Source organism: Chitinophaga sp. Cy-1792, from assembly GCF_011752935.1.
Classification (GTDB): Bacteria; Bacteroidota; Bacteroidia; order Chitinophagales; family Chitinophagaceae; genus Chitinophaga.
Map to the genome: position 1 here is coordinate 1,373,746 of NZ_VWWO01000001.1, position 22,068 is coordinate 1,395,813.

A 22,068-nucleotide genomic window follows, 5' to 3' on the forward strand; every position below is an offset into this window, starting at 1 on the left:
AAAACCGGAGGAAAAATAACAGTGGGCGGAGAGCACCTCCGGGAAATAAAAAATGCCGATGGATATCGGCATTTTATTACTAAGGAAAATGTTGTTATGAGAGAGTGCTGATGAAAATCAGCCTTTCTTTTTTATTGCTTGTAAAACTGATAAGTATAATTTATTCTAACACTAAAAGAATCTTTATTTAATCTCTGTCAGCATCTTAAGACTTCTACCCTGCAAATCCAGTCTATCCAGACTATCAACACTAATCTTATGCTTGTCGAAAGAGACATCATCCAGTTGCAGTTCACTACCTTTTTTCAGTGTAATATCAACTGAACTGATATGTGCGTCGTTCCGAATCTCGAGGTAGTTGTTTTCATTCCCTGCAATCACCAGATTTTTGATATTATTCTGATTGAAAATATTGCCGCAATGCGCTGATGTGGCGATTGTCAGGTGATCGATATTCAGGTCATTCAGCTCTATGCTGGCGTATGAACTCCTGATTTCCTGTACATCCGGTGTTTTTAATGTTATGTGGTGTTCATTATCCAGCCAGAGGTACAATGTATCGCCTGATTGCTGATATTTCGGCGTGTATCCCCAGCATTCGATAGATGGTTTGGTATCCGATACAAGGTTCATATAAGAATCCTGAAACTGATAGTTGCCGCCTTTACCTTCGATTTCCTTGTGAAATTTCTCCGCCTTTTCATTAAAGACGAGCAACACTTTAAAAGGTTGCACGGAAATCTGATTTATTTTTTGTTCGGGTTGATTTTCCCGGCCTTTCATTTTTTTGCTCCAGTTATCTACCCATTCCTGGTTGGTTTTGCCATTTTTAAAGCTGGCCCAGATGGTGATATCAGAGAGGAGCAATAGAAAGATTAGTACTCCGAAGAAGCCAAAAATGAGTTTGGTACTAGTTTTCATGGCCGTTGAGTTTAGTTTGTTTAAACTGCTCGAAATAGGGTTTCAGGTCGTCCAGGGAGATGCCCAGCAGATACAGGCTTTGGAGGAACTGAGGTAACTCGTTATTGATGAAAGCTTCTTTTTTAGTATCCATAATTTTTTGGATTGCGTGGTCTTTAATAAAATAACCTACACCTCTTTTGTTGTAGATGATGTCCTGTTGCTGTAGTAATTCGCAGGTGCGCATTACTGTGTTGGGATTAACTTCCAGGTCGATGGCCAGTTCACGGATGGACGGAATTCGTTCTTCGGGCAGCCACTTTCCTAACAGGATCTGTTCGTTTATGTAATCGGCAATCTGTATGTAGATCGCCTGTGTATCTTTGAATTCCATAGTTTTAATTATTGAACCTCTTTGTCTTTAATCCTGAAATATGCCAGTACCCATAAGGCCGGGATGATGCAATATTGGCTGACGAACAGGAGGGTTCTGCCCAGCCATTCAGGGACAAAAGTGGTGGTCATTGAATGATAGATGTCTGCTGGTTTGTTGGTAAACACTGCTGCGAAAGGCACGGCAGAAAACCATTCTACCAGGTGGCCTCCGAAGAAAATATTAATGAAAAGGACATTCACCAGCCATAATGTGAACAAGAATACGCAGAAGCTGAAGAATATCTTAGGGAAACTGAATCTGTAGAATATCGTAGCCCCGAAGAAGAAAATTGCCTGCATACCCAGTGCCATAGGGATTATTGCCCTAATACCAAATGGTCCGCTGAAGACAGTTGGTATATCATGAATAATTTTCCCTTCCCTGAAATTGGTGATAACGTATTCAAATACGTTGAATCCTATATATACTGCCAGGTTCAGCACGATGGTAACCGTTAGTATGGTGAGGATGAACCTGGTGAGCACCTTCTCCAGGATGGAGGCGGGGATCATAAAGAAATCGATCCGCTGTTCCTGTTGTCCGAGCTGGATAAAACTTCTGGAAGTTACCAGGGCGGTGAAGAAAAGTGTCAGCATCACATAGAACGGCGCCATACGCGATGTGTGAATACCCTGATCGTTCATACTCCAGCGGAAGGAGAACAGGAATCCGGCCAGGCAGGCACCGGCCAGCATAGCACCTGTTACGAGCAGGTACATTTTATAGTTGTCCAGTATATCCTTACGGAGATAAAGTCCGAATCTTTTAAGAGAGAATGTGTTGTTGGGATGCATAATTGGTTAGTTAAAGATTTCCTCAATACTTTGACGGTTACTGAGTACTGCGTTGAAAAGCAGTTCCATATCTACTTTGCTGTGTTCCTGTGTGACATTGCGCATGACAACGGCATGGCCTCTCAGGTTGCTGTCGGCATACAGTACAGGCATCGACTTATCCAGTTGTGGCAGCAGTTTGAAGCTCAGCTTATCAGTTACGGTTTCTACTTCCTGGCGGAAGATGATGCGATGGTTGTCGATGATAACGATGCTGTCGATCAGGTTGTCGAGATCACGTACCTGGTGGGTGGAGATGACCACACATTTCTCTTCGGAAAGACAACCGGCGATGAGCTTACGGAAGATACTTTTAGAAGGGATGTCGAGGCCGTTGGTTGGTTCGTCCATAATGAGGACGCGGGAATTGGTAGCCAGGGCAAAGCTGATGAGGAATTTCTTTTTTTGTCCGTAGGACATTTCCGTCAGCTTCTGGTTTTGGGGGATATCAAACTCTTTCAGATAGGTAAAGAAAGCCTTTTCATCAAAGCGTGGATAAAAAACAGCCCTGGTGGTGAGGAACATGTTAATGCTCACTTTAGGGAGGTAGAATTCTTCCGGCACCAGGAATATTTCTTCGAGGAGTGCGGGCTGGCGTTTGTGTGCATCAAAGCCGAGGATTTCTACTTTACCGCCGGTAGGGAATAAGAGGCCGGCCATTTGTTTGAGCAAGGTTGATTTGCCAGCTCCATTTTTACCTAATAACCCGTATATATGACCGGGTTCCAGCTGGAGGTTCAGTCCGTCAAATAACGGCCTGCCGGGCTTATAGCTGAATTTTAGGGATTGAATGTTAATCATAGCTTTAGAATGTGTGTGGTTTAGTGTACTAGTTAAATAGTACACTATAAAAGTACAAATAGATTTGAATTCGCAAAATTTTTTTTTGCAGATGATAAGTTCGGGTTTAAGGGTATTTTATTGTCTGCCGAAGGCACGTCCATCCGCAAAAGGGTAGCAAATGCGGGCAAAAAAAATCCCGCCGGTCATCTGCCAGCGGGATCTAAAAAAATATATTATTACTGCTTATCCCAGTTCAGGATACAGTGCAAACTGTTGCATAAAGCCATTCACTTCACCACGGATTTTAGTGATAAGCGCTTCGTTATCAGCATCCATGAGGATTTGATCTACCCAGTCAACGATTTGTTCCATATGACCTTCTTTCAGACCACGGCTGGTGATGGCAGGAACACCCATACGGATACCAGAGGTAACGAATGCAGATTTATCATCGTAAGGAACCATGTTTTTGTTGGTAGTGATATCTGCTTTTACCAGTGTTTGTTCTGCTTTTTTACCAGAGATATTTTTATTACGCAGGTCGATCAGCATCAGGTGGTTATCAGTACCGCCGGAAACGATCTCATAGCCGCGGCTTACGAAGCTCTTAGCCATTGCCTGTGCGTTTTTGATGATCTGGTTAGCGTAAACAGTATAGTCGTCGGAGAGAATTTCGAAGAAAGAAACTGCTTTTGCAGCGATTACGTGCTCAAGCGGACCACCCTGGATACCTGGGAATACAGCGAGATCAAGGAGGGAGCTCATCATGCGGGTTTCACCTTTTGGTGTTTTCAGACCGAATGGATTTTCGAAATCTTTACCCATCATGATCATACCACCACGAGGACCACGGAGGGTTTTGTGGGTAGTAGTTGTAACGAAGTGGCAATGTTCAAATGGAGAGTTGAGTAAGCCTTTCGCGATCAGACCCGCAGGGTGTGCGATATCTGCCATTACGAAAGCACCCACCTGGTCAGCGATCTCGCGGATACGCTTGTAATCCCAGTCGCGGCTATACGCAGAAGCACCACAGATGATTACTTTTGGTTTCTCACGGTTGGCAACTTCTTCCATTTTATCGTATTCAACGAGGCCGGTTTCTTTGTTTACACCATAGAAATGAGGCTCATATAATTTACCGGAAAAGTTAACGGCAGAACCGTGTGTCAGGTGACCGCCCATGCTCAGATCCAGGCCCAGGATTTTATCACCAGGGTTCAGGATAGCCAGCAATACCGCCGCATTCGCCTGTGCACCGGAGTGAGGCTGTACGTTGGCGTACTCAATACCGAAAATCTGTTTTGCCCTGTCGATAGCTAATTGTTCGCTCAAATCCACGACTTCACAACCGCCGTAATATCTTCTGCCTGGGTACCCTTCGGCATATTTGTTTGTCATCACATTACCCATTGCCTGCATTACCTGTAAGCTGGTGAAGTTCTCTGAAGCGATCAACTCGATGCCATGACGCTGACGTTCCAGTTCCTGGCGGATGATATCAAATATTTGCTGGTCTCTTTGCATGATGCCTTAAAATTTGACGCAAAGTTAGAATAAAGGTTAATCAATTGCAATTGCTGACACGATTTTACAGGAAGCTGCCATCTTTATCATAACAGCAAGCTTATACATATAATTTTTACTATATTTCTTCAGGCATCTGACCATGTCTAAAATTATCCTATTTTCGCCCCATCATGAAGGCAATAATACCAGTGGCCGGAGCAGGCACTAAACTCCGACCACATACATATACCCAACCCAAAGCTTTAATTCCACTTGCAGGTCGTACAATACTTAGTATTATAGTTGATCAGCTCGTAGATGCAGGTATCAGCGAATTCGTTTTCGTTGTGGGATACCTGGGCGAAAAAATCCAGCATTATGTAGAGGATAAATATCCTAACCTCACCTGTCACTTCGTTCAGCAAAACAGCAGAGAAGGGACCGGACATGCTATTTTGCTCACCAGGGAAGTTGTAGGAAATGATGAAATCCTCATTGTTTTAGGAGATACTATCTGTGAATGTGATTTTAAAGAGGTCATCGCCTCTCCGCATTCTATGCTGGGACTCAAAAAAGTGGATGACCCGCGCAACTTCGGTGTAGCTGAACTGGATGAACATGGCGTGATCACCAGGGTAGTGGAAAAGCCACAGATACCTAAGTCAAATCTGGCGCTGGTAGGACTCTACAAAATCAAAGAATCAGCATCGCTGTACGAATGCCTGCAAACAAACCTCGACAATAAAGTCAAATCGCATGATGAATTTCAGCTCACCGATGCGCTGGAATGCATGATCCAGAAAGGGGTTCGCTTTAATGGCTTTAAAGTAAACAACTGGTTCGATTGTGGCCGCAAGGATACATTGCTGGAAACAAATGCCATTCTTCTTAAAAAATATAAACTCGCCAATAACCCGGTATTACCTTATGAAAATACCATTATCATACCGCCGGTAAGCATTGGGGAAGGTTGTAATATCAAAAACTCCATCATCGGTCCTAACGTGGCTATCGGTGATAATACGGTCGTAAATTATTCGATCGTGAAAGATTCTATTATCGGATCTTTCTCCAACCTCTACGAAGTAGTACTGAAATCTTCCTTAATAGGCAGTGATGCCAATATACGCGGACTTAGCCAGAGCCTGAATATCGGTGATAATACCGAGATAGACCTGGGCTGATAATTGGCCAACATATTTCTCGCTATGAACAGGATTAATACATTATTTAATATACAATATCCTATCATTCAGGCTGGCATGATATGGGCTAGTGGCTGGCGTTTAGCCAGCGCCGTTAGTAATGCCGGCGGATTGGGGATTATTGGAGCAGGTTCTATGTACCCGGATGTTTTACGTGACCATATACATAAGTGCAAACAGGCTACAGACAAGCCTTTTGGCGTAAATCTGCCATTGTTGTATCCTGATATAGACCAGCTGATAAATATTATCCTGGAAGAGAAAGTACCGATTGTATTTACTTCTGCCGGTAACCCCAAAACATGGACAGGTACACTGAAAGCGGCCGGCGTTACGGTAGTACATGTAGTATCCAGTTCACTGTTTGCAGAGAAAAGCGAAGCCGCCGGCGTGGATGCCGTAGTAGCAGAGGGTTTCGAAGCTGGCGGACATAACGGGCGTGAAGAAACAACCACCATGGTATTGATACCTGCTGTAGCAGCCAAGGTGAAAATACCGGTAATTGCAGCTGGAGGTATCGGCACCGGACAGGCCATGGTAGCAGCTTTTGCACTGGGCGCTGAAGGTATACAGGTAGGTACCCGCTTCGTTGCTACACCGGAAGCATCTTCCCATATCAATTTTAAAAATGCAGTAGTGGATGCCAGAGAAGGCGACACCATGGTGAGCCTGAAAAAACTGACACCGGTTCGATTGATCAAAAATCATTTTTATGATCTCGTAAAAGCTGCAGAAGATGAAGGCGCCGATGTAGAAAAGCTGAAAGTTCTGCTAGGTCGCGCCCGCGCTAAAACAGGCATGTTCGAAGGAAATCTCTCCGAAGGAGAACTGGAAATAGGCCAGGTAAGCGCCCTTGTAAAAGAAATAAAACCTGCCGCCGAAATAGTGAAGGAAATCTGGGATGACTTTGAAAGCGGCAGAAAAAAAATAGCTATGCTGGAGTTCTGAGTGTAACACCCAGCACTCCAGCGATATATATTATACTTTACTGAAAATCCATTTGCTCGCTTCTTTCAGCGTAACTTTCTTACCATACATCAGAATGCCGGTACGGTAAATTCTTCCAGACATCCACGTAGTGAAGAGAAATCCGGCAATCAGTAAGGCCATAGACAATACCAGCTGCCAGATAGGCACCGTGCCGGGAACACCTGCCGGAAGACGCGCCATCATAATCATTGGTGAACTGAAAGGAATAATACTTGCCCATACAGCCACCGGACTTGTAGGATCAGAAACCGCCCGCATCATAATCACAATGCTGATAATAATCGGCATGGTAACAGGCAGGGAAAGCTGCTGTGCATCCTGCGGATCTTCATTTACCACACTGCCAACCGCGGCAAACAGCGAAGAATAGAATAAATATCCTCCGAAGAAATAGAAGATAAAGCAACCGATGAGTAATGTCCAGTTGACAGAACCCATCACGTAAGTCATTTTCTTCATTGCTTCCTGCATTTCAGGGTTGGAAGCCTGGCCGCCGGCCATCTGCGCCGACTCCGGAGAGATAAAGGCAGGCAGCAGCAGCGTCATAAAAAATATTAATATGCCCCAGATGAAGAACTGTACCAGTCCTACAGCGGCAATACCGATGATTTTTCCCATCATTAACTGGAACGGGCGTACGCTGGAGATCATCACTTCCGCGATGCGGTTTACCTTCTCTTCCATTACACCGCGCATTACCGTTGTGCCAAAGATCAGGAGCATGACGTAAATGATTAAGCCGCTGGCGTAGCCAATCACGAAAGAAACGGCAGAGCTACTGCTTTTCTCATTTTTGGTATTTCTAAAATCGACCGTAACATTGGCGCGGATCTCATCCAGTTTGTTTTTATCGATGCCATTGAGTTCCATACGCTTTTTTTCGATGGCAGCATTGAGATTGCCGGTAATGGACGATTCCACCGCCAGGTTGGCCTGTGCGTTGCTGTAGTATTCAAAGCCGGATGGGCGGTTGATATCTATCTGTGGAATAAACAGGATGCCTGCGTAACCCATCTTTTCGTAGTTCTGCTTCAACGAATCCAGGTTGGTACCTGCAAGAAATTTGTAATAAGTATTTTTAGAATCGTTGAACTGGCCGGTAAAGTAGCCACTGTTGTCGATGACGGCAATGCGCTTATCAGAAGCGGATTTGCCGGCAATTAATGCAGGGATGATCATCATGGCAGCAATTGCCAGTGGCACCAGCAATGTAACTACCAGGAAAGATTTCTTTTTTACTCTGGTCATGAATTCATGACGTATGATCAGGGATATTTTGTTCATGGTTATGCTTGTTGGAGTAACGCTTCAGGAGTGGAGGTTTTTTGTACCTGTGAGATAAATACTTCATTGATAGTAGGTAATATCTCTTCGAAGAAAGTAACAGGGATATCCTGCCTGATAAAGTGCAGCAGAATATCGTTAGTACTGCTATCCTCGTTCAGTTTTACGGTAAAGGCATTTTCATGTGTTTCCACGATGGTGAAGTGCCAGGTGGCCATCTGTGCGGCATTGGGCATAACACCCACCCCTATACGGAAAAGGCCCTGTTTGAAGTCTTGCCTGATTTGTTTTACGCTGCCATCCAGGATTTTATGTCCTTTATTTACCAGCATGATATGGTCACAGATTTCTTCAACCTGTTCCATGCGGTGTGTGGAGAAGATGATGGTGGTACCTTTTTCGGCCAGATGAAACATTTCATCCTTGATGATATTGGAATTGATAGGATCCAGTCCGGAGAAGGGTTCATCAAGTATAAGCAATTGTGGTTCATGTAGTACAGTGGCAATAAACTGTACTTTTTGTTGCATGCCTTTACTTAATTCCTCTACTTTTTTGTGGGCCCATTTCTGCAGTTCGAATTTATCGAGCCAGTAGTTGACGCGTGACTGGGCTGTTTTTTTGTCGAGGCCTTTCAGCTGGGCGAGGTAGAGGATCTGGTCAGCTACCGGTTTCTTTTTATAGAGACCTCTTTCTTCGGGCATATAGCCAATGCTTTGCATATCGTCGTTGGCGACGAATGGGCGGCCATCGAAGAGGATATTTCCGGAATCGGGATAGAAGATTCCGGTGATCATGCGCAGCAGGGTTGTTTTACCTGCGCCGTTGGGGCCTAACAGGCCGAAAATGCTACCCTTTGAGATGGAGAAGCTGATATCATCAACAGCTTTATGGGTGGCATAGTACTTTTTCAGGTGTTGTACTTCCAGGAGGTTCATGATGAAAATTAATCATAAATCATGAGATTCCCTTGGGCGGCAAATGAAAAAATTACTTTGATAATTTGGCGTTGATAACGTTGGCGATACGTTCGCCGTCCATGGCTGCGGATACGATTCCGCCGGCATAACCGGCGCCTTCACCGCATGGGTAGAGGCCTTTTACCTGTGGGTGTTCCAGGGTATCGTTATCTCTTGGTATGCGAACAGGTGAAGAGGTGCGGGATTCAGTAGCTACGAGGATGGCTTCGGAGGTGTAGTATCCGGTCATTTTTTTACCGAATGCTTTGAAAGCCTCTGCCAGTCGGGTATGTACTACGGCGGGCAGTACTTCCCGGAGGTCGGTACTTTTTACGCCTGGTACATAGCTGCAATTGGGTAGTGTGGCGGAAACGCGGCCTTTGATGAAGTCGGTCATACGTTGTGCCGGCGCTACAAATTTACCGCCGCCTGCATTGTAGGCGTTTATTTCCACTTCGCGCTGGTAGTACATGGCAGCGAGCTGGCCGTGTTCGGCGAATGGCTGGAAGTCAGCCGCTTCGATACTAACCACCATACCGGAATTGGCGTATGGGTTATTACGTTTAGAGGGTGACCATCCGTTTACCACGAGTTCGCCGGGTTCTGTGGATGCCGGGGCGATGATACCGCCGGGGCACATACAGAAGGAGAATACGCCGCGGCCCTGTACCTGTTCAACCAGGCTATAGCTGGCTGGGGGGAGGAATTCGCCACGGACAGCACAATGGTATTGGGCGCTGTCTATCAGTTCCTGCGGATGTTCTACGCGAACCCCGAGTGCGAAAGGTTTTGCTTCCAGGAGGATACCCTGGTTATTGAGCATGATGAAGATATCGCGGGCGGAGTGTCCGGTGGCGAGGATAAGGTCTTCGCCGTCGAAATGTGCGCCGCTGGCGGTTTTAACGCCTGTGATGGCTCCATCCTGGATATTGATATGAGTAATACGTTGTTCGAAGTGTACTTCTCCACCGCTGGCGATGATTTGTTCGCGCATGGCGGTGATGATGTGTGGTAATTTGTTGGTTCCGATGTGTGGATGGGCATCTATGCCGATATTTTCATCTGCGCCGAAGTGGATGAATATATTGAGTATACGGTTAATATCACCTCTTTTATTGGAGCGTGTATATAGTTTACCGTCGGAATAGGTACCGGCTCCGCCTTCGCCGAAGCAGTAGTTGGAGTCGGGATGAACGACACCGGTTTTATTGAGCGCTGCGAGGTCGCGTCTGCGGGCTCTTACATCTTTTCCTCTTTCGAGGATGATGGGTTTGATGCCGAGTTCTATGAGGCGTAATGCTGCGAAGAGGCCTGCAGGGCCGGCTCCGGCGATCAATACTTTGGGAGCGCGTGCGGGGAGGTCTTTATAGACTGGTTCGTTGGAAGCGCGTTTATGAAAGGGTTCATTGATAAATACCTGGAGGGTAAGTATAAAGTATACCTGTCTGGAACGTGCGTCTATGGACCGTTTGAGGAGGTTGTAGCCGGTAATTGCCTTAGGGGCTACGTTGAGGGCAGCTGCTGCGGCCCTGAGAATGAATGCACTGGCTGAGGCTTCAGCTGGCAGGAGTTTTACAGATACTTGCTGGATCATGTTGTTAGGTAGTTATCCTAAAGAAAAAATTACGGATTTGCGGAGAGCGGTACTTTCGTTGATAAGGTACCGTTAGATTCTCTGCAAATCCGTAAGATATAAGAATGTGATCTGGTTAGAACGGAAGGTCGTCGCTGCTGTCACCGCTTGCAGGCATCTGCGGAGCGTTGTAGTTAGGCATTGGATCAGCGCCTGGAGCGGCAGCTGCCATTACGGATTCCATACGCCATGCGTCGAGGTTGGTAATGTAGTTTACTTTACCATCTTTTTCCCAGCGGGTACCTTTGATATTGAAATAAACTTTAACATTTTCACCCTCATTGAACCGGTCAACGATACCAGTGCGATCTTGTACAGCCTGGAATTTGATATAGTTATTGATAATACGGCCATTGATATCATCAGATTTTTCTATAACGAACTCTCTGGTTTTAAAAGTTTCGCTACGTTGAACCGTGTTATACTTCACCACCAGCTTTCCGGTAATTTCAAAACTCATAGATAATTATTTTAAATTCAGAAGGGTCAAAGATAGGGATTTCGCAGTAGTGCGTGCAAATATTTTTTATTGAAAACAGGCGCGCGTGATAATAAATAAATAGTTCCTTATAAACTAGCCCTAAAGGGATTTTTTTTAATGGAGATACTAACATAGTTTTGCACCCTCGCGAAAAAAATTGTGAATATCTGCAAGTTTATCAAGCGCTAAATTTTTGGGGCTTTATCTGTACGATGTTATTTTATCACGAATGCAATACTATTTGTGATAAATGAGTCAATGATTTCGTAAAGCTGTTGCAAATCAATTGGGTTTAAAGCAGTAAAAAAATTCGGTATGTCAATGCTGTAAAGCAATAGTGACGGGCAAACAGCGAATGTTTGCACACTGTAGTCAGGACAATATAAACAAGGGTAGATAAATTTTTTTTTTCAACATTTTCTACAGATATTCGTCCTCCTGTCTGAACATTTTTCGACATCCTGCGTTGAGGAATAGCGAATTCGAGAACATCCTTAATTAAGAAACAAACTAATTTTTTTTATCTCAATGAATAAAACTTGCGAACAAGTTTGGGAAAGGTGTCTTAATATAATTAGGGATATTGTGGAGTGGCAGCCTTTTAAGACATGGTTTGAGCCAATTAAACCCATTAAACTTGAAAACAATGTTTTAACCATCCAGGTCCCCAGCCAATTCTTTTACGAGTATTTAGAGGAGCATTACGTGGGATTGTTAGGAAAAACCATCAAAAGAGAATTAGGTAAAGAAGCCAGGTTGGAATACCGCATTGTAGTAGAGAACGGTACGCCACACCAGAATCCAAGAACTGTAAACATGCCTACGCAGTTTACTAAACCTCAGAAAGACAATGAAGTTGATTTCCCGTTAACGATCCAGAATCCGGTTAAGAATCCGTTTGTAATACCGGGGATTAAGCGTGTCCAGATTGACTCACAGCTGAATCCAAATTATACATTTGATTCTTATATAGAAGGTGACTGTAACAGAGTAGCTCGCCGTGCTGGTAAAACTGTAGCTGAAAAGCCCGGTGGTACCTCGTTTAACCCGCTTGTTATCTATGGCGGTGTTGGACTCGGCAAAACACATCTTGCACAGGCAATTGGTAATGAGGTGAAAAGAATTCACCCAAACAAAGCTGTATTGTATGTAAGTGCGGAGAAATTTATCAATCAATTCATTGATCATAGTAAGAATAATATTATCAATGATTTTATTCACTTCTATCAGCTGATCGATGTGCTGATCGTTGATGATATTCAGTTCTTCGCCCGCGCAGAAAAAACACAGGATGCGTTTTTTGCCATCTTCAACCATTTGCATCAGTCAGGAAAACAACTGATACTTACTTCTGATAAAGCACCCAAAGATCTTGACGGTGTACAGGAACGCCTGTTAAGCCGCTTCCGCTGGGGACTTAGCGCAGATATCCAAATCCCTGATTTCGAAACCAGAATGGAAATTCTGGAAATGAAAATGAGAAATGACGGACTGGAAATGCCGAAAGAAGTAGTGAAGTATGTAGCATACAATATCCAGACGAATGTACGCGAACTCGAAGGTGCACTCATCTCCCTCCTCGCCCAGTCATCTCTCAACAGAAAAGAGATTGACCTGGAGCTGGCGAAGCGTGTGCTGAAATCCTTCGTAAAAACTTCTTCCAAAGAAATTACCATCGAAAGCATTCAGAAAATGGTTTGTGAATATTTCGATGTACCATACGATAAACTGCTGCAGAAGACCCGTAAACGTGAGATCGTGCAGGCACGCCAGATTACCATGTACCTGGCTAAATCCTTCACCAAAAACTCTTTAAAGACAATTGGTGAGCATTTCGGAGGTAGAGATCATACTACTGTGATCCACTCCTGTCAGACAGTGAAAGATTTAATGGATACCGATAATAATTTCCGCGACAGCGTTATTGAACTACAACAGAAAGTTCAGCTGGCGGCAATGTAACGACCCCCCTGTAACCTATTTGTAACATGCCCTCTACGTTGTAGAGGGCATGTTTTTTTTACCCGAGCGCCTTCGGCGCGTTCTTTTTCCCGTCTCTACTTAGTAGAAACAGTATAAGGGGCAAAGCAGCAAAGGCCTGTGTTTTGTTGTTTGTAAGGATGGTGTTTTGTTGTTTCAGGAAGAATGGGCTTTGATTTTAATGTTTAAAAAGATGTCTGCCACGATTTTATTTTCTGTTAGATCAGGCGAAAAATACCCGGTTTACTCGTTTTTGAACCTGTTTTCTAAAAAAAATTGAAAAAAATTTCGTGTAGCCGTGGACGAAGTGCATTGTCTGTAATGTAATGTGGTAAAGGGTTTTGGATAAATTGGCGTTAGCTTTGGAAAACTATTTTCAAAAAAAGTTCGAAAAAACTGTAAATATTTTTTGTGCATTTAAAATATTTCCTATTTTTGCAACCCCTTCACACACAAAGCGAAGGGAAACAAAAGAAAGGTGAGGTGCCTGAGTGGCCGAAAGGAACGGTTTGCTAAACCGTCGTACGGGTTAAACTGTACCGAGGGTTCGAATCCCTCCCTCACCGCGAATCCAAGTCGGGATTCTTTCGGGGTGTAGCGTAGCCCGGTATCGCGCCACATTTGGGATGTGGAGGTCGTAGGTTCGAATCCTGCCACCCCGACGGAAACAAAAGCCTTATAGTGTAAAAACTATAAGGCTTTTTTGTTTGTAATCCCTTTCAGATTAATAACCCTATTCTCTATTTTTATTTTCATACCATCAATAATCCCACATATGAACACCTATCCCAATATCCAATGGGTAGTACAACAAAACCTGACCACTCCTGATCATCTCCGGCAAATCCAGGCTGCATGCAATACCCTGCGTATTCCCGTCATAACGGTAATGGTTATACCATTTACTGATACCCTGCCGGATTTTGAAAAACAACATAACTCCATCATCTACGGTTCCACTACTTTTCATGCACTGGCAGCAAAAGATCCCTTACTCAAAAAGGGTGTGTTCTATGATGCCGACAAATTTTCAATGGCCAATTACCTCGAAGTATGGAAAGAACATATGCTGAATTACGGCGCAGTAACTACCACCTTCTATGACCTCATCACACAATCATCTTACCCCAATGATAAACTACTATTTATCCGGCCTGATGGTGATGATAAATCATTTGCCGGCGAAGTAAAACGCTTTGATGAAATAGCCGCCTGGTATAAACAGGTCATACAGGCCGGAAATTTCGATTTAAATGAGCATACGCCCATCATAGCAGGAGAACCGTATAATATTGCGAAAGAATGGCGCTTATGGATCGTAAAAGGGAAAGTAGTGGCGGCAAGTCAATACCGCGAATTTTTTAAATTAAAAAAGGCTGCTGGCTGTCCGGATGATGTCATCGCCTTTGCAGAAGCCAGATGTAAGGAATATACACCGCACGATGTATTTGTGATGGATGTATGCCTGTGCAGTGAGCAGCTGTTTATCGTAGAATGTGGCACTATGAATGCTGCCGGCTTTTACGAAGGAAATGTATTTGACATAGTAAAGGCTGTATCAGAATATGTTGTTGCCACTTGCAGTTAATCCCAATCTTATGTACTGAAAGAAATAGCCCTTTTAGCTTTTAACAAATTGTCAGGGCTTTTTTCTATTCTTCTTTATTGCTGCTTCTTTTGTTATAATTAACACCACTACCGCCGGAGGCCGGCATGATATAATGTTGGGGGAGTCCTCTGGATTAAAAATCTGAAATGAATCAATTGCATTAGGTTCGATTTGAATTTGTTCTGTTTCTTCATAAGCATAACCATCAATAACAAAAAGAATACGCTCCTTTCTATTATAATTTTTGGGTAGGAAGGTTTTAATATTCGCTAATTGTGGGGCATGTTTACATGTAACATATCTCTTTATAAAAACAGTATCCTTTGTTGATCTTCGCTTAATCTTCTCTTCCTTAATATTTTCCGGATCAAGATAAATTCCTGTTCCTGTATAAGTACCATCGATATAGGTTTGGGTGACTGTGGTCTTATGCCGCTTCTTTTGCTGCGCCCCGGCAGCATGCAGGCAGCATAGACATAATAGTATAAATATTATACTTCTCATAGTTAATGAAAGATAGTATATCCTTTCACGTTATAACTGTTTTTCTTTAAAATACTTATCTAGATGCATTCCTAACTTTCGCACATATTTCTGAGCATATTCTGGAGTTTTTATTAAGAAATCATTACCATATCATTACTATTACATTATTTGATATGAATGGCTTAGAGAGCGTATTTTATTTTTATTTCTTTGCCCGAAAATCAATCAAAAATGTCTCTGAGGCCCTTACTAGTCCTAGGTCTGCTAAGTACTACCCAGATTGCTTTTAGTCAACAGGTTAGCCATAATATCAAAGGTACTGTTACTGACAATCAATCTAAAGAACAACTCATCGGTGCGGTGGTAAGTATTCCTGAACTGAAGCGAAATACTGTAGCAAAACTCGACGGTACGTTTAGTCTTGACCGTATTCCTGCAGGTACTTATCATATTCGTTGTTCCTACATGGGTTATGTAGCTGTTGATACGGTGGTTACAGTGAATGGAAATCTTACGGTAAACCTCCCGCTGAAAAGCACGGTCGCTACTTTAGGCGATGTAGTAGTAGTGGGCAAATCGAACGGGGTTACTTCAGAGTCAGAAGCAGCTGCCAAAGCATCTGAAAAGAACGCCTTCAACGTTGTAAATATCATCTCCGCAAAAGCAATTCAACTCTCCCCCGACATTACTGTTGCAAACGTTATGCAGCGTGTGTCTGGTGTGACAATCGAGCGCTCCAGCAACGGAGATGGCCGTTATGCCGTTATCAGGGGTATGGACCAGCGTTATAATAACACGTTGATCAATGGTATTAAAATCCCTAGTCCGGATAATAAAAGCCGTTTCGTACCACTGGATATCTTCCCTGCTGAACTGGTAGAAAGAATTGAGGTAAATAAAACGCTTACGCCTAACATGGAAGGCGATGCAGTTGGCGGTACCGTAAACATGGTGATGAAGAATGCACCTGAAAAATTGTACGTCAATGCCAGTGCTGCTACTGGTTTCAGCCAGAACGTCCTGGAAAATGGTTTTGATTATTACCCGGTAAGTGCTATCAGAAAATCTTCTCCTTACCAGCAAAATGGCCCTGGCTACATTGCTACGCCTGCTGATTTTACACGCGATAACCTCAATTATACACATAAGTCTGCCCCTGCAAATGCAATGGGTACCTTGTCTGTGGGCAACAGGTTCTTCAACAACCGCCTGGGTATAATGTTAGGCGGATCTTACCAGAATATCTATAAAGCTTATAACAGCATCTTCATTCCCGCTACATTCCAGGAAGGTGGTGAACTGTATATTAAACATGCCTATCAGCGCGATTATTCCTCTCACCTGACCCGTACAGGTGTAAATGCCAAAATTGATTTTAATATCAATCCTAAGCATAAAATCAGCCTTTACAGCGTAATGGCCGACCTGAAGGATGCGCAGGCCCGACTTACTACCGACTCCCTCATGCCTTACCCTCGTACCAAACCAGGTACCGGACAGGTCTGGCAGTTTGGAAGATCAAAATACCAGCATCAGAATATCTTCAGCAATAGCTTGCAGGGTAATCACACCATTGTGGACAACAGGTTGAAACTGGACTGGTCTGCGGTGTATTCCAAAGCCACCAGCGAGATTCCTGACTGGGCAGAATATGAGTATGATGGTGGATTTTATACCGATCCATCTACTCCTAACGATCCTCCTTACAAACACCCGGATGTAACGCAGAACATGCACCGCACCTGGTGGAAAAACTCCGACAGAGACCTCGCAGGTTACCTGAACCTACACTATACCAACAAAGCCTGGAACATTCCTTACACCGTTACCGCTGGTGGCATGTACAGAGATAAACACCGGGATAACAAATACGATAACTACGAACTGCGTCCGGTGCCCAACACAGACGGCTCCAAGCAACTGTGGACAGATATCTATCATTTCAACTGGACGGTTTTCAACCCTAAAGGATCGCCGGGTGAAGCCAACAACTACAGGGCCAATGAGCGTATCACCGCCGGTTTCCTCATGCTGAAATTCAAAGTCAGTAACCTGGAAACAGTTGCGGGCGTACGTGCAGAGAATACAGACCAGGATTTTGATACAGACGTTCCCGTTACACAGGCAGCTAAGTCTGGTACTATCAGCTACATGGATGTGCTGCCAAGTGTGAACTTTAAGTATGAGCTGAATAAGCAATCAAACCTCCGCCTGTCGTACTATGCAGCCATCAGCAGGCCATCATTCTTTGAAGTGGTTCCTTACAACTATAGCGGAGATGAATTTGATGAAGCTGGTAACCCTAACCTGTTACATACTACCAGCAATAACATCGATATACGCTATGAGCTTTTCCCGCGATCTAATGAGCAGTTGCTGGTAGGTGCTTTCTATAAATCGATTCAGAACCCTATTGAGTATGGTTTCGAATTTACCGGTACTTCCAACAATACCGCGTATATGCCGCTGAACTTTGGTAATGCTACCAATTACGGTTTTGAGCTGGTATATGAAAAGTATATAGGCAATTTCGGTATCAGGGCTAACTATACCTACATCCATTCTCAGATTACCGCTACCAAGCGTACTTCTGTGAGAAAAGACGGTGTCCTTCAACAGGTTTATTTAAATGAAACCCGCCCGCTGCAAGGCCAGGCAGACCATATTGCCAATGCCGCATTGCTGTATAAGAACGGAAAACTCGGACTGGATATGCAGCTGGCATGGCAATATACCGGCAAACGTATCGCGCTGGTATCTCCATACTATGGATTTGACTACTGGCAGAAACCTATGAATATTTTTGACTTCTCTGCTGAAAAGCGCTTCGCCAGACACTTTGCAGTGTTCGCAAAAGTACAGAACCTGCTAAATGCCCGACCAGAGATGTACATCAATAAAACAACTATTAACGATGTGGCGGTTCCATTCCAGGACCCATCTTCTGGTAAAACCCTTGCCCAACGTGATCAGTACGGACAAAATTATATACTCGGACTAAGATTCATCCTTAACAAGTAATCAACCTTCACGCTAAAATTTCAATAAAGAATTAGTTATGATGAAACATTCTTTACAGATCGCTTTGATTGGTTTCATTTCGGTCGCTATGTTTTCCTGTAAGAAAAACGAAAATACCAACATCTCCAAGCCACTGACAGTAGTAGGTGAGCCTATCTCTGACACCGTGCTGCCAAAGAAAGATGCCAGTGGTAATGCTATTCCCCTGAAAGGAACCATGCTGGCCGGTAAAACCTATCATATCACTGCTGATGTAACCATCAACGCCGGTGATACCCTGTACCTGCAACCTGGTGTGAAAGTACTGATCGAAGCAGATGGTAAAAGCCCTGAAACCAGCCCTGCTTTCTACGTAAAAGGTTCCCTGGTAAGTGCTGGTACCAAAGAAGCACAGAACTGGTTTACTGTTAAAGAAACCACCAATACACCGCTGTCCAACGCCAGCTATAAAGATGACGCAACCAATGACCCTGCTTACGCTGGTTACTGGGGTGGTTTCCAATGCGGCCCTGACGCAGACCTGCTGTTGCTCCGCTGGACACACGTAGAATACACCGGTGGTGCATGGGGTAGCAATGCTGCTGATTTCGGAGCTAAACCTGGTGATGCACGGGCCACTGTTTACATGAACCGTAAATCAGGTTTCTCTAAACTGATCCTGGAAGATTCCTGGTTCTTCGGTAGTAAAGATGACTGTATCGGTAAATGTGAAAATACCTATGTAAGCATTATGAGAAATACCTTCAATAAACTGGGTGGTACCGGTGGTGAAGGTGTTAACCTGAAAAGCCATGTATTTGGTGATGTTGCCTATAACTTCTGCTACGGTATCGCTACCAATGGTCTGAAAACCGCTTCTACTGACGGTGTTAACACTATTGTGAACATCTACAATAATACCCTGGTTAACTGTGGTTTCAGACAAACTAAAGCTACCCGTAACGGTTCTATCAATACTGAAACTAACTCAGGTGGTTATATCTACAATAACATCGTTGTTAACTGTAAATCTGGTCTGAGAATTTCCTGGCAGTCAGAAAAAGGTAAACCTAGCGATACCCTGAATACTTCTTATGGTAACAGCCTGACCTGTATTGGTCGTGGTAAACCAATGGGCGGTGCGGAGCAATATATGATCTTCATCGAACCTAAACAGTATACTATCAAACAGCCTACTGACATCAACGGATATCTTAACGGTCCTACACTGGCTAACGGTACCAACGATGGTAGCAACAATTCCAACGACTCCCTGAAATACGATCCAATGTTCAAAAACTACGATGTTGCGGTGAACAGTTTAAATACTGCTTACAGAAACGCCGTAATCCCTACCGGTGCTGATTTCCACCTGAAAAGTGGTTCTCCTGCAATTGGTGTAGGTGTATGGAAAGGTGGTAGCGGCGCTACTGCTATTCCTTCGAAAGCTACTGCTCCACTGCTGATGCAATATGGTTTCCCTACAACTGTACTGTCTATGCAGACTGGTGAGTTCGCTCCAAATGTAACTGCGCCAAATAAAGACCTGGGTGCATTCCCTACAGATGGCAGCGGTAACCAGCACGTATATTAATCTTTTAAAAATCTATCGGGGGCTGACATGCACAACCTGTTCTGAGAAACAGGCTGTTTGTCAGCCCTTTTAATTTTAGTTATATGAAGAGATCTGCATTGGTATATTGTTGTTTTGGCGCCTGGATCATCTTCAGTGCATGTGCTAAAAAGTCGGATGACCAGTCCACGGTAACACCTCCTGTAGACCCTCCTGCAGCGCAGGATACTACCCCTAAGGCTAAATATGATATCACCCTGCTGGCTTCGTCCAACGCATTTCTGACCACACCTGAAGTACATGCAATGGCACGTCAGGACTATAACGAATTGTCAGGTATTGCTGCCAGCCAGTTGAATAAAGGAATTTTATATGTGCATGATGATTATAACGGTAACAGAACCGTTGTGATTACCAATGCCAACGGTGATGACCTGGGGCAGATTATCCTGGATAATGTCAGCACGCGCAATATGGAAGATATAGCAGTAGGCCCTGGTCCGGTGGCGGGCAAGACATACATCTATGTGGGAGATATCGGGGATAATAACGCAGCAAGAACTTCTGTTGCAGTATATAGATTCGAAGAACCCATTATTAATAACGCTGACGCCACTACGAAAATACATATAACGGCGGTGGATAAACTGGAATTTGTATATCCGAAAACCGCGGTGAATGCGGAGACGTTATTGGTAGATCCGCTTACAAAAGATATTTATATCGCCACTAAACAAAGCACGAAAAGTATTCTCTATAAAGCGCCGTACCCGCAATCTTCCACGGGGCCTAACCCTTTATTTTCTGTACTAACTACAAATTTTGATCTGCTGACATCCGGAGATATTTCCCCGGATGGAACGGAAATTATGTTAAGAAGTAAAGGGCAGATCTGGTACTGGAAACGTGGTGCCACGCAGACGGTTGTGCAAGCCTTACTGGTGGCGCCGGAAACGGTACCTTATGCTGGTAATGAGCATCAGGGTGAAGGTGTTGGTTTCGCTGCCGATGGTAGCGGTTATTATACCGATACGGAGGTGCGCGATTATCCGGGAGCTATTTCCAATATCTCTTTTTACAAAAGAAAATAAATCTACATAACCGCTATTATAACCTATAACAGATGAAAAAAAGTATCTGCAAAGCCTTTTACCTGGCTCCACTCGTAGCATTATTGTTTACTGCCTGTAAGAAAGACGATAACAAGCAGGAAGATCAGTCGCCAGTACAATTCATTTTTACTTCGGATGCACACTATGGTATTGTCAGGGCAGCATTCCAGGGAAAAACTAACGTTGATGCACATACGGTTAATGCTGCTATGATTGCAAAAATCAATGGTATGCCGGACCTGACGCTTCCTGCGGATGATGGCCTCAATGCCAGCCAGAAAATCGGCAGCATTGACTATCTCTTTGAAGGTGGTGATATTGCGAACCGCATGGAAGTATCTGCTGCCGTACAAACCGGCGCTGCTTCCTGGGAGCAGTTCAAAACAGACTACCTGCAAAACCTGTCCATTAAAGGCAAAAACGGCCAGAAAGCAGAAGTGCTGATGGTGCCTGGTAACCACGATGTATCCAATAGTATTGGTTATTATGCAGTTATGTCGCCAGTTACCGATGCTTCCTCTATGGCAAACATCTATAACCTGATGTTCAAAACTTCTACCAAAACTGCGGCTAATTTCAATCCTAAAACAGACAGGATCAACTATTCAAGAGATATTGCCGGCGTTCACTTCTGTTTTATTCAGATGTGGCCCGACAGCAGTGTGAGAGTCTGGATGGAGAGTGACCTGAAAGCAGTGGCGGAAACCACGCCCGTGGTGATTGTAGCACATGATCAGCCAGCGGTTGTATCAAACCATTTTACCAACCCTAACGGCGATCATGGTATTAACAACACCGATAAGTTTGATAATGTATTGGATGAGATGTTTAAATCTGGTAAAACCGCGAGTGTTGCTGATGTTATCGAGCAACGTGGATTTGTGGCATTCCTGAAAAAACATACAAATATCAAGGCTTATTTGCATGGTCATGCACATGAAAGTAAATTCTATACTTATGCTGGCCCCGACAATGATGTAGCGTTGCCAACCGTGGGTGCCGACAGTCCAATGAAGGGTGTTGTGTCAGGTGCTGACGAGACGAAACTGACTTATCATTTCGGTGTATTGGACCCAAAAACCAAAACGATGACTATTCGTGAGGTGTATTGGAATCCTGAGCCTGCTAACCCGGCTGCTGCTATTAAATGGGGTAATAAGATTACCATTAGTCTGAAATAATTACTGGAGGAGATGAAAGCGAGGCCACCCGTAATGGGTGGCTTTTTGCGTTATAGCCAAAAAGAAGACTATTCAAATGACCGGAAGGGGTTTGCCAGCCGGTCGTTTGAATAGTCT

At 44.0% G+C, this 22,068-nt stretch carries 18 protein-coding genes and 2 tRNA genes; 10 read left to right on the plus strand and 10 right to left on the minus strand.

Translation table 11 applies throughout. The features are described from left to right. Nucleotides 1-183: 183 nt before the first annotated feature. The 5 genes from F3J22_RS05665 to glyA form a co-directional block, all read right to left on the minus strand. Entirely contained in the window at nucleotides 184-921 is a 738-nt protein-coding gene (locus F3J22_RS05665) for a hypothetical protein (protein WP_167015156.1), read from the minus strand. Beyond that, nucleotides 911-1,294: a GntR family transcriptional regulator gene (locus tag F3J22_RS05670; RefSeq protein ID WP_167015158.1), complete on the minus strand. Its 384-nt coding sequence runs from the start codon at nucleotides 1,292-1,294 to the stop codon at nucleotides 911-913. The genes F3J22_RS05665 and F3J22_RS05670 overlap by 11 nt, the downstream gene beginning before the upstream one ends. Before the next feature lie 8 nt (nucleotides 1,295-1,302). Further along, nucleotides 1,303-2,130 (minus strand): hypothetical protein, encoded by an 828-nt coding sequence (locus F3J22_RS05675; protein WP_167015160.1) that lies wholly within the window; start codon nucleotides 2,128-2,130, stop codon nucleotides 1,303-1,305. Between the two features lie 6 nt (nucleotides 2,131-2,136). After that, complete coding sequence (locus F3J22_RS05680; protein ID WP_167015162.1) at nucleotides 2,137-2,970, minus strand: ATP-binding cassette domain-containing protein; 834 nt, start codon at nucleotides 2,968-2,970, stop codon at nucleotides 2,137-2,139. Nucleotides 2,971-3,195: 225 nt separating this feature from the next. Beyond that, nucleotides 3,196-4,476, minus strand: a complete 1,281-nt coding sequence (gene glyA, locus F3J22_RS05685) for a serine hydroxymethyltransferase (RefSeq protein WP_167015164.1) — start codon at nucleotides 4,474-4,476, stop codon at nucleotides 3,196-3,198. 173 nt (nucleotides 4,477-4,649) lie between these two features. Here glyA and F3J22_RS05690 point away from each other — a divergent pair, with 173 nt between their 5' ends. Continuing rightward, nucleotides 4,650-5,642: a sugar phosphate nucleotidyltransferase gene (locus F3J22_RS05690; protein ID WP_167015166.1), complete on the plus strand. Its 993-nt coding sequence runs from the start codon at nucleotides 4,650-4,652 to the stop codon at nucleotides 5,640-5,642. Nucleotides 5,643-5,666: 24 nt separating this feature from the next. After that, nucleotides 5,667-6,611, plus strand: coding sequence for a nitronate monooxygenase family protein (locus F3J22_RS05695; RefSeq protein WP_167015168.1), 945 nt, complete (start codon nucleotides 5,667-5,669; stop codon nucleotides 6,609-6,611). 30 nt (nucleotides 6,612-6,641) lie between these two features. On the opposite strand, the gene F3J22_RS05700 is transcribed toward F3J22_RS05695, so the two are convergent. From F3J22_RS05700 to F3J22_RS05715, 4 genes are all read right to left on the minus strand, one after another. Further along, nucleotides 6,642-7,937 carry an ABC transporter permease gene (locus F3J22_RS05700; protein WP_167015169.1) on the minus strand — a complete coding sequence of 432 codons (1,296 nt, stop codon included), beginning with the start codon at nucleotides 7,935-7,937 and terminating at the stop codon, nucleotides 6,642-6,644. 2 nt (nucleotides 7,938-7,939) lie between these two features. Continuing rightward, nucleotides 7,940-8,875 (minus strand): ABC transporter ATP-binding protein, encoded by a 936-nt coding sequence (locus F3J22_RS05705; RefSeq protein ID WP_167015171.1) that lies wholly within the window; start codon nucleotides 8,873-8,875, stop codon nucleotides 7,940-7,942. Nucleotides 8,876-8,927: 52 nt separating this feature from the next. Next, entirely contained in the window at nucleotides 8,928-10,490 is a 1,563-nt protein-coding gene (locus F3J22_RS05710) for an NAD(P)/FAD-dependent oxidoreductase (protein ID WP_167015172.1), read from the minus strand. 115 nt (nucleotides 10,491-10,605) lie between these two features. Further along, a complete protein-coding gene (locus tag F3J22_RS05715; protein WP_167015174.1) occupies nucleotides 10,606-10,989 on the minus strand; it encodes a DUF3127 domain-containing protein in 384 nt (127 codons plus the stop codon). A gap of 549 nt (nucleotides 10,990-11,538) precedes the next feature. On the opposite strand from F3J22_RS05715, the gene dnaA reads away from it, so the two are divergent. The 4 genes from dnaA to F3J22_RS05735 all read left to right on the plus strand — a co-directional run bounded on the left by dnaA (nucleotide 11,539) and on the right by F3J22_RS05735 (nucleotide 14,578). Further along, on the plus strand, nucleotides 11,539-12,972 hold the full coding sequence (gene dnaA / locus F3J22_RS05720) for a chromosomal replication initiator protein DnaA (protein ID WP_111595019.1): 1,434 nt from the start codon (nucleotides 11,539-11,541) through the stop codon (nucleotides 12,970-12,972). 495 nt (nucleotides 12,973-13,467) lie between these two features. After that, a tRNA-Ser gene (locus tag F3J22_RS05725) sits at nucleotides 13,468-13,556 on the plus strand. A gap of 22 nt (nucleotides 13,557-13,578) precedes the next feature. Beyond that, a tRNA-Pro gene (locus F3J22_RS05730) sits at nucleotides 13,579-13,652 on the plus strand. A gap of 113 nt (nucleotides 13,653-13,765) precedes the next feature. Continuing rightward, nucleotides 13,766-14,578 carry an ATP-grasp domain-containing protein gene (locus tag F3J22_RS05735; protein WP_167015176.1) on the plus strand — a complete coding sequence of 271 codons (813 nt, stop codon included), beginning with the start codon at nucleotides 13,766-13,768 and terminating at the stop codon, nucleotides 14,576-14,578. 51 nt (nucleotides 14,579-14,629) lie between these two features. Here the strand turns inward: F3J22_RS05735 and F3J22_RS05740 are convergent, their stop codons facing one another. Continuing rightward, nucleotides 14,630-15,103, minus strand: coding sequence for a hypothetical protein (locus F3J22_RS05740; protein WP_167015178.1), 474 nt, complete (start codon nucleotides 15,101-15,103; stop codon nucleotides 14,630-14,632). A gap of 213 nt (nucleotides 15,104-15,316) precedes the next feature. On the opposite strand from F3J22_RS05740, the gene F3J22_RS05745 reads away from it, so the two are divergent. From F3J22_RS05745 to F3J22_RS05760, 4 genes are all read left to right on the plus strand, one after another. Further along, entirely contained in the window at nucleotides 15,317-18,106 is a 2,790-nt protein-coding gene (locus F3J22_RS05745) for a TonB-dependent receptor (RefSeq protein ID WP_167015179.1), read from the plus strand. Nucleotides 18,107-18,143: 37 nt separating this feature from the next. Beyond that, the gene (locus F3J22_RS05750; protein ID WP_167015180.1) at nucleotides 18,144-19,679 is read left to right on the plus strand and encodes a hypothetical protein; all 1,536 of its coding nucleotides are present in this window, start codon (nucleotides 18,144-18,146) and stop codon (nucleotides 19,677-19,679) included. 83 nt (nucleotides 19,680-19,762) lie between these two features. Further along, nucleotides 19,763-20,749 (plus strand): hypothetical protein, encoded by a 987-nt coding sequence (locus F3J22_RS05755; protein WP_167015182.1) that lies wholly within the window; start codon nucleotides 19,763-19,765, stop codon nucleotides 20,747-20,749. 32 nt (nucleotides 20,750-20,781) lie between these two features. Continuing rightward, nucleotides 20,782-21,951 (plus strand): metallophosphoesterase, encoded by a 1,170-nt coding sequence (locus F3J22_RS05760; RefSeq protein WP_167015184.1) that lies wholly within the window; start codon nucleotides 20,782-20,784, stop codon nucleotides 21,949-21,951. Nucleotides 21,952-22,068 lie beyond the last annotated feature (117 nt).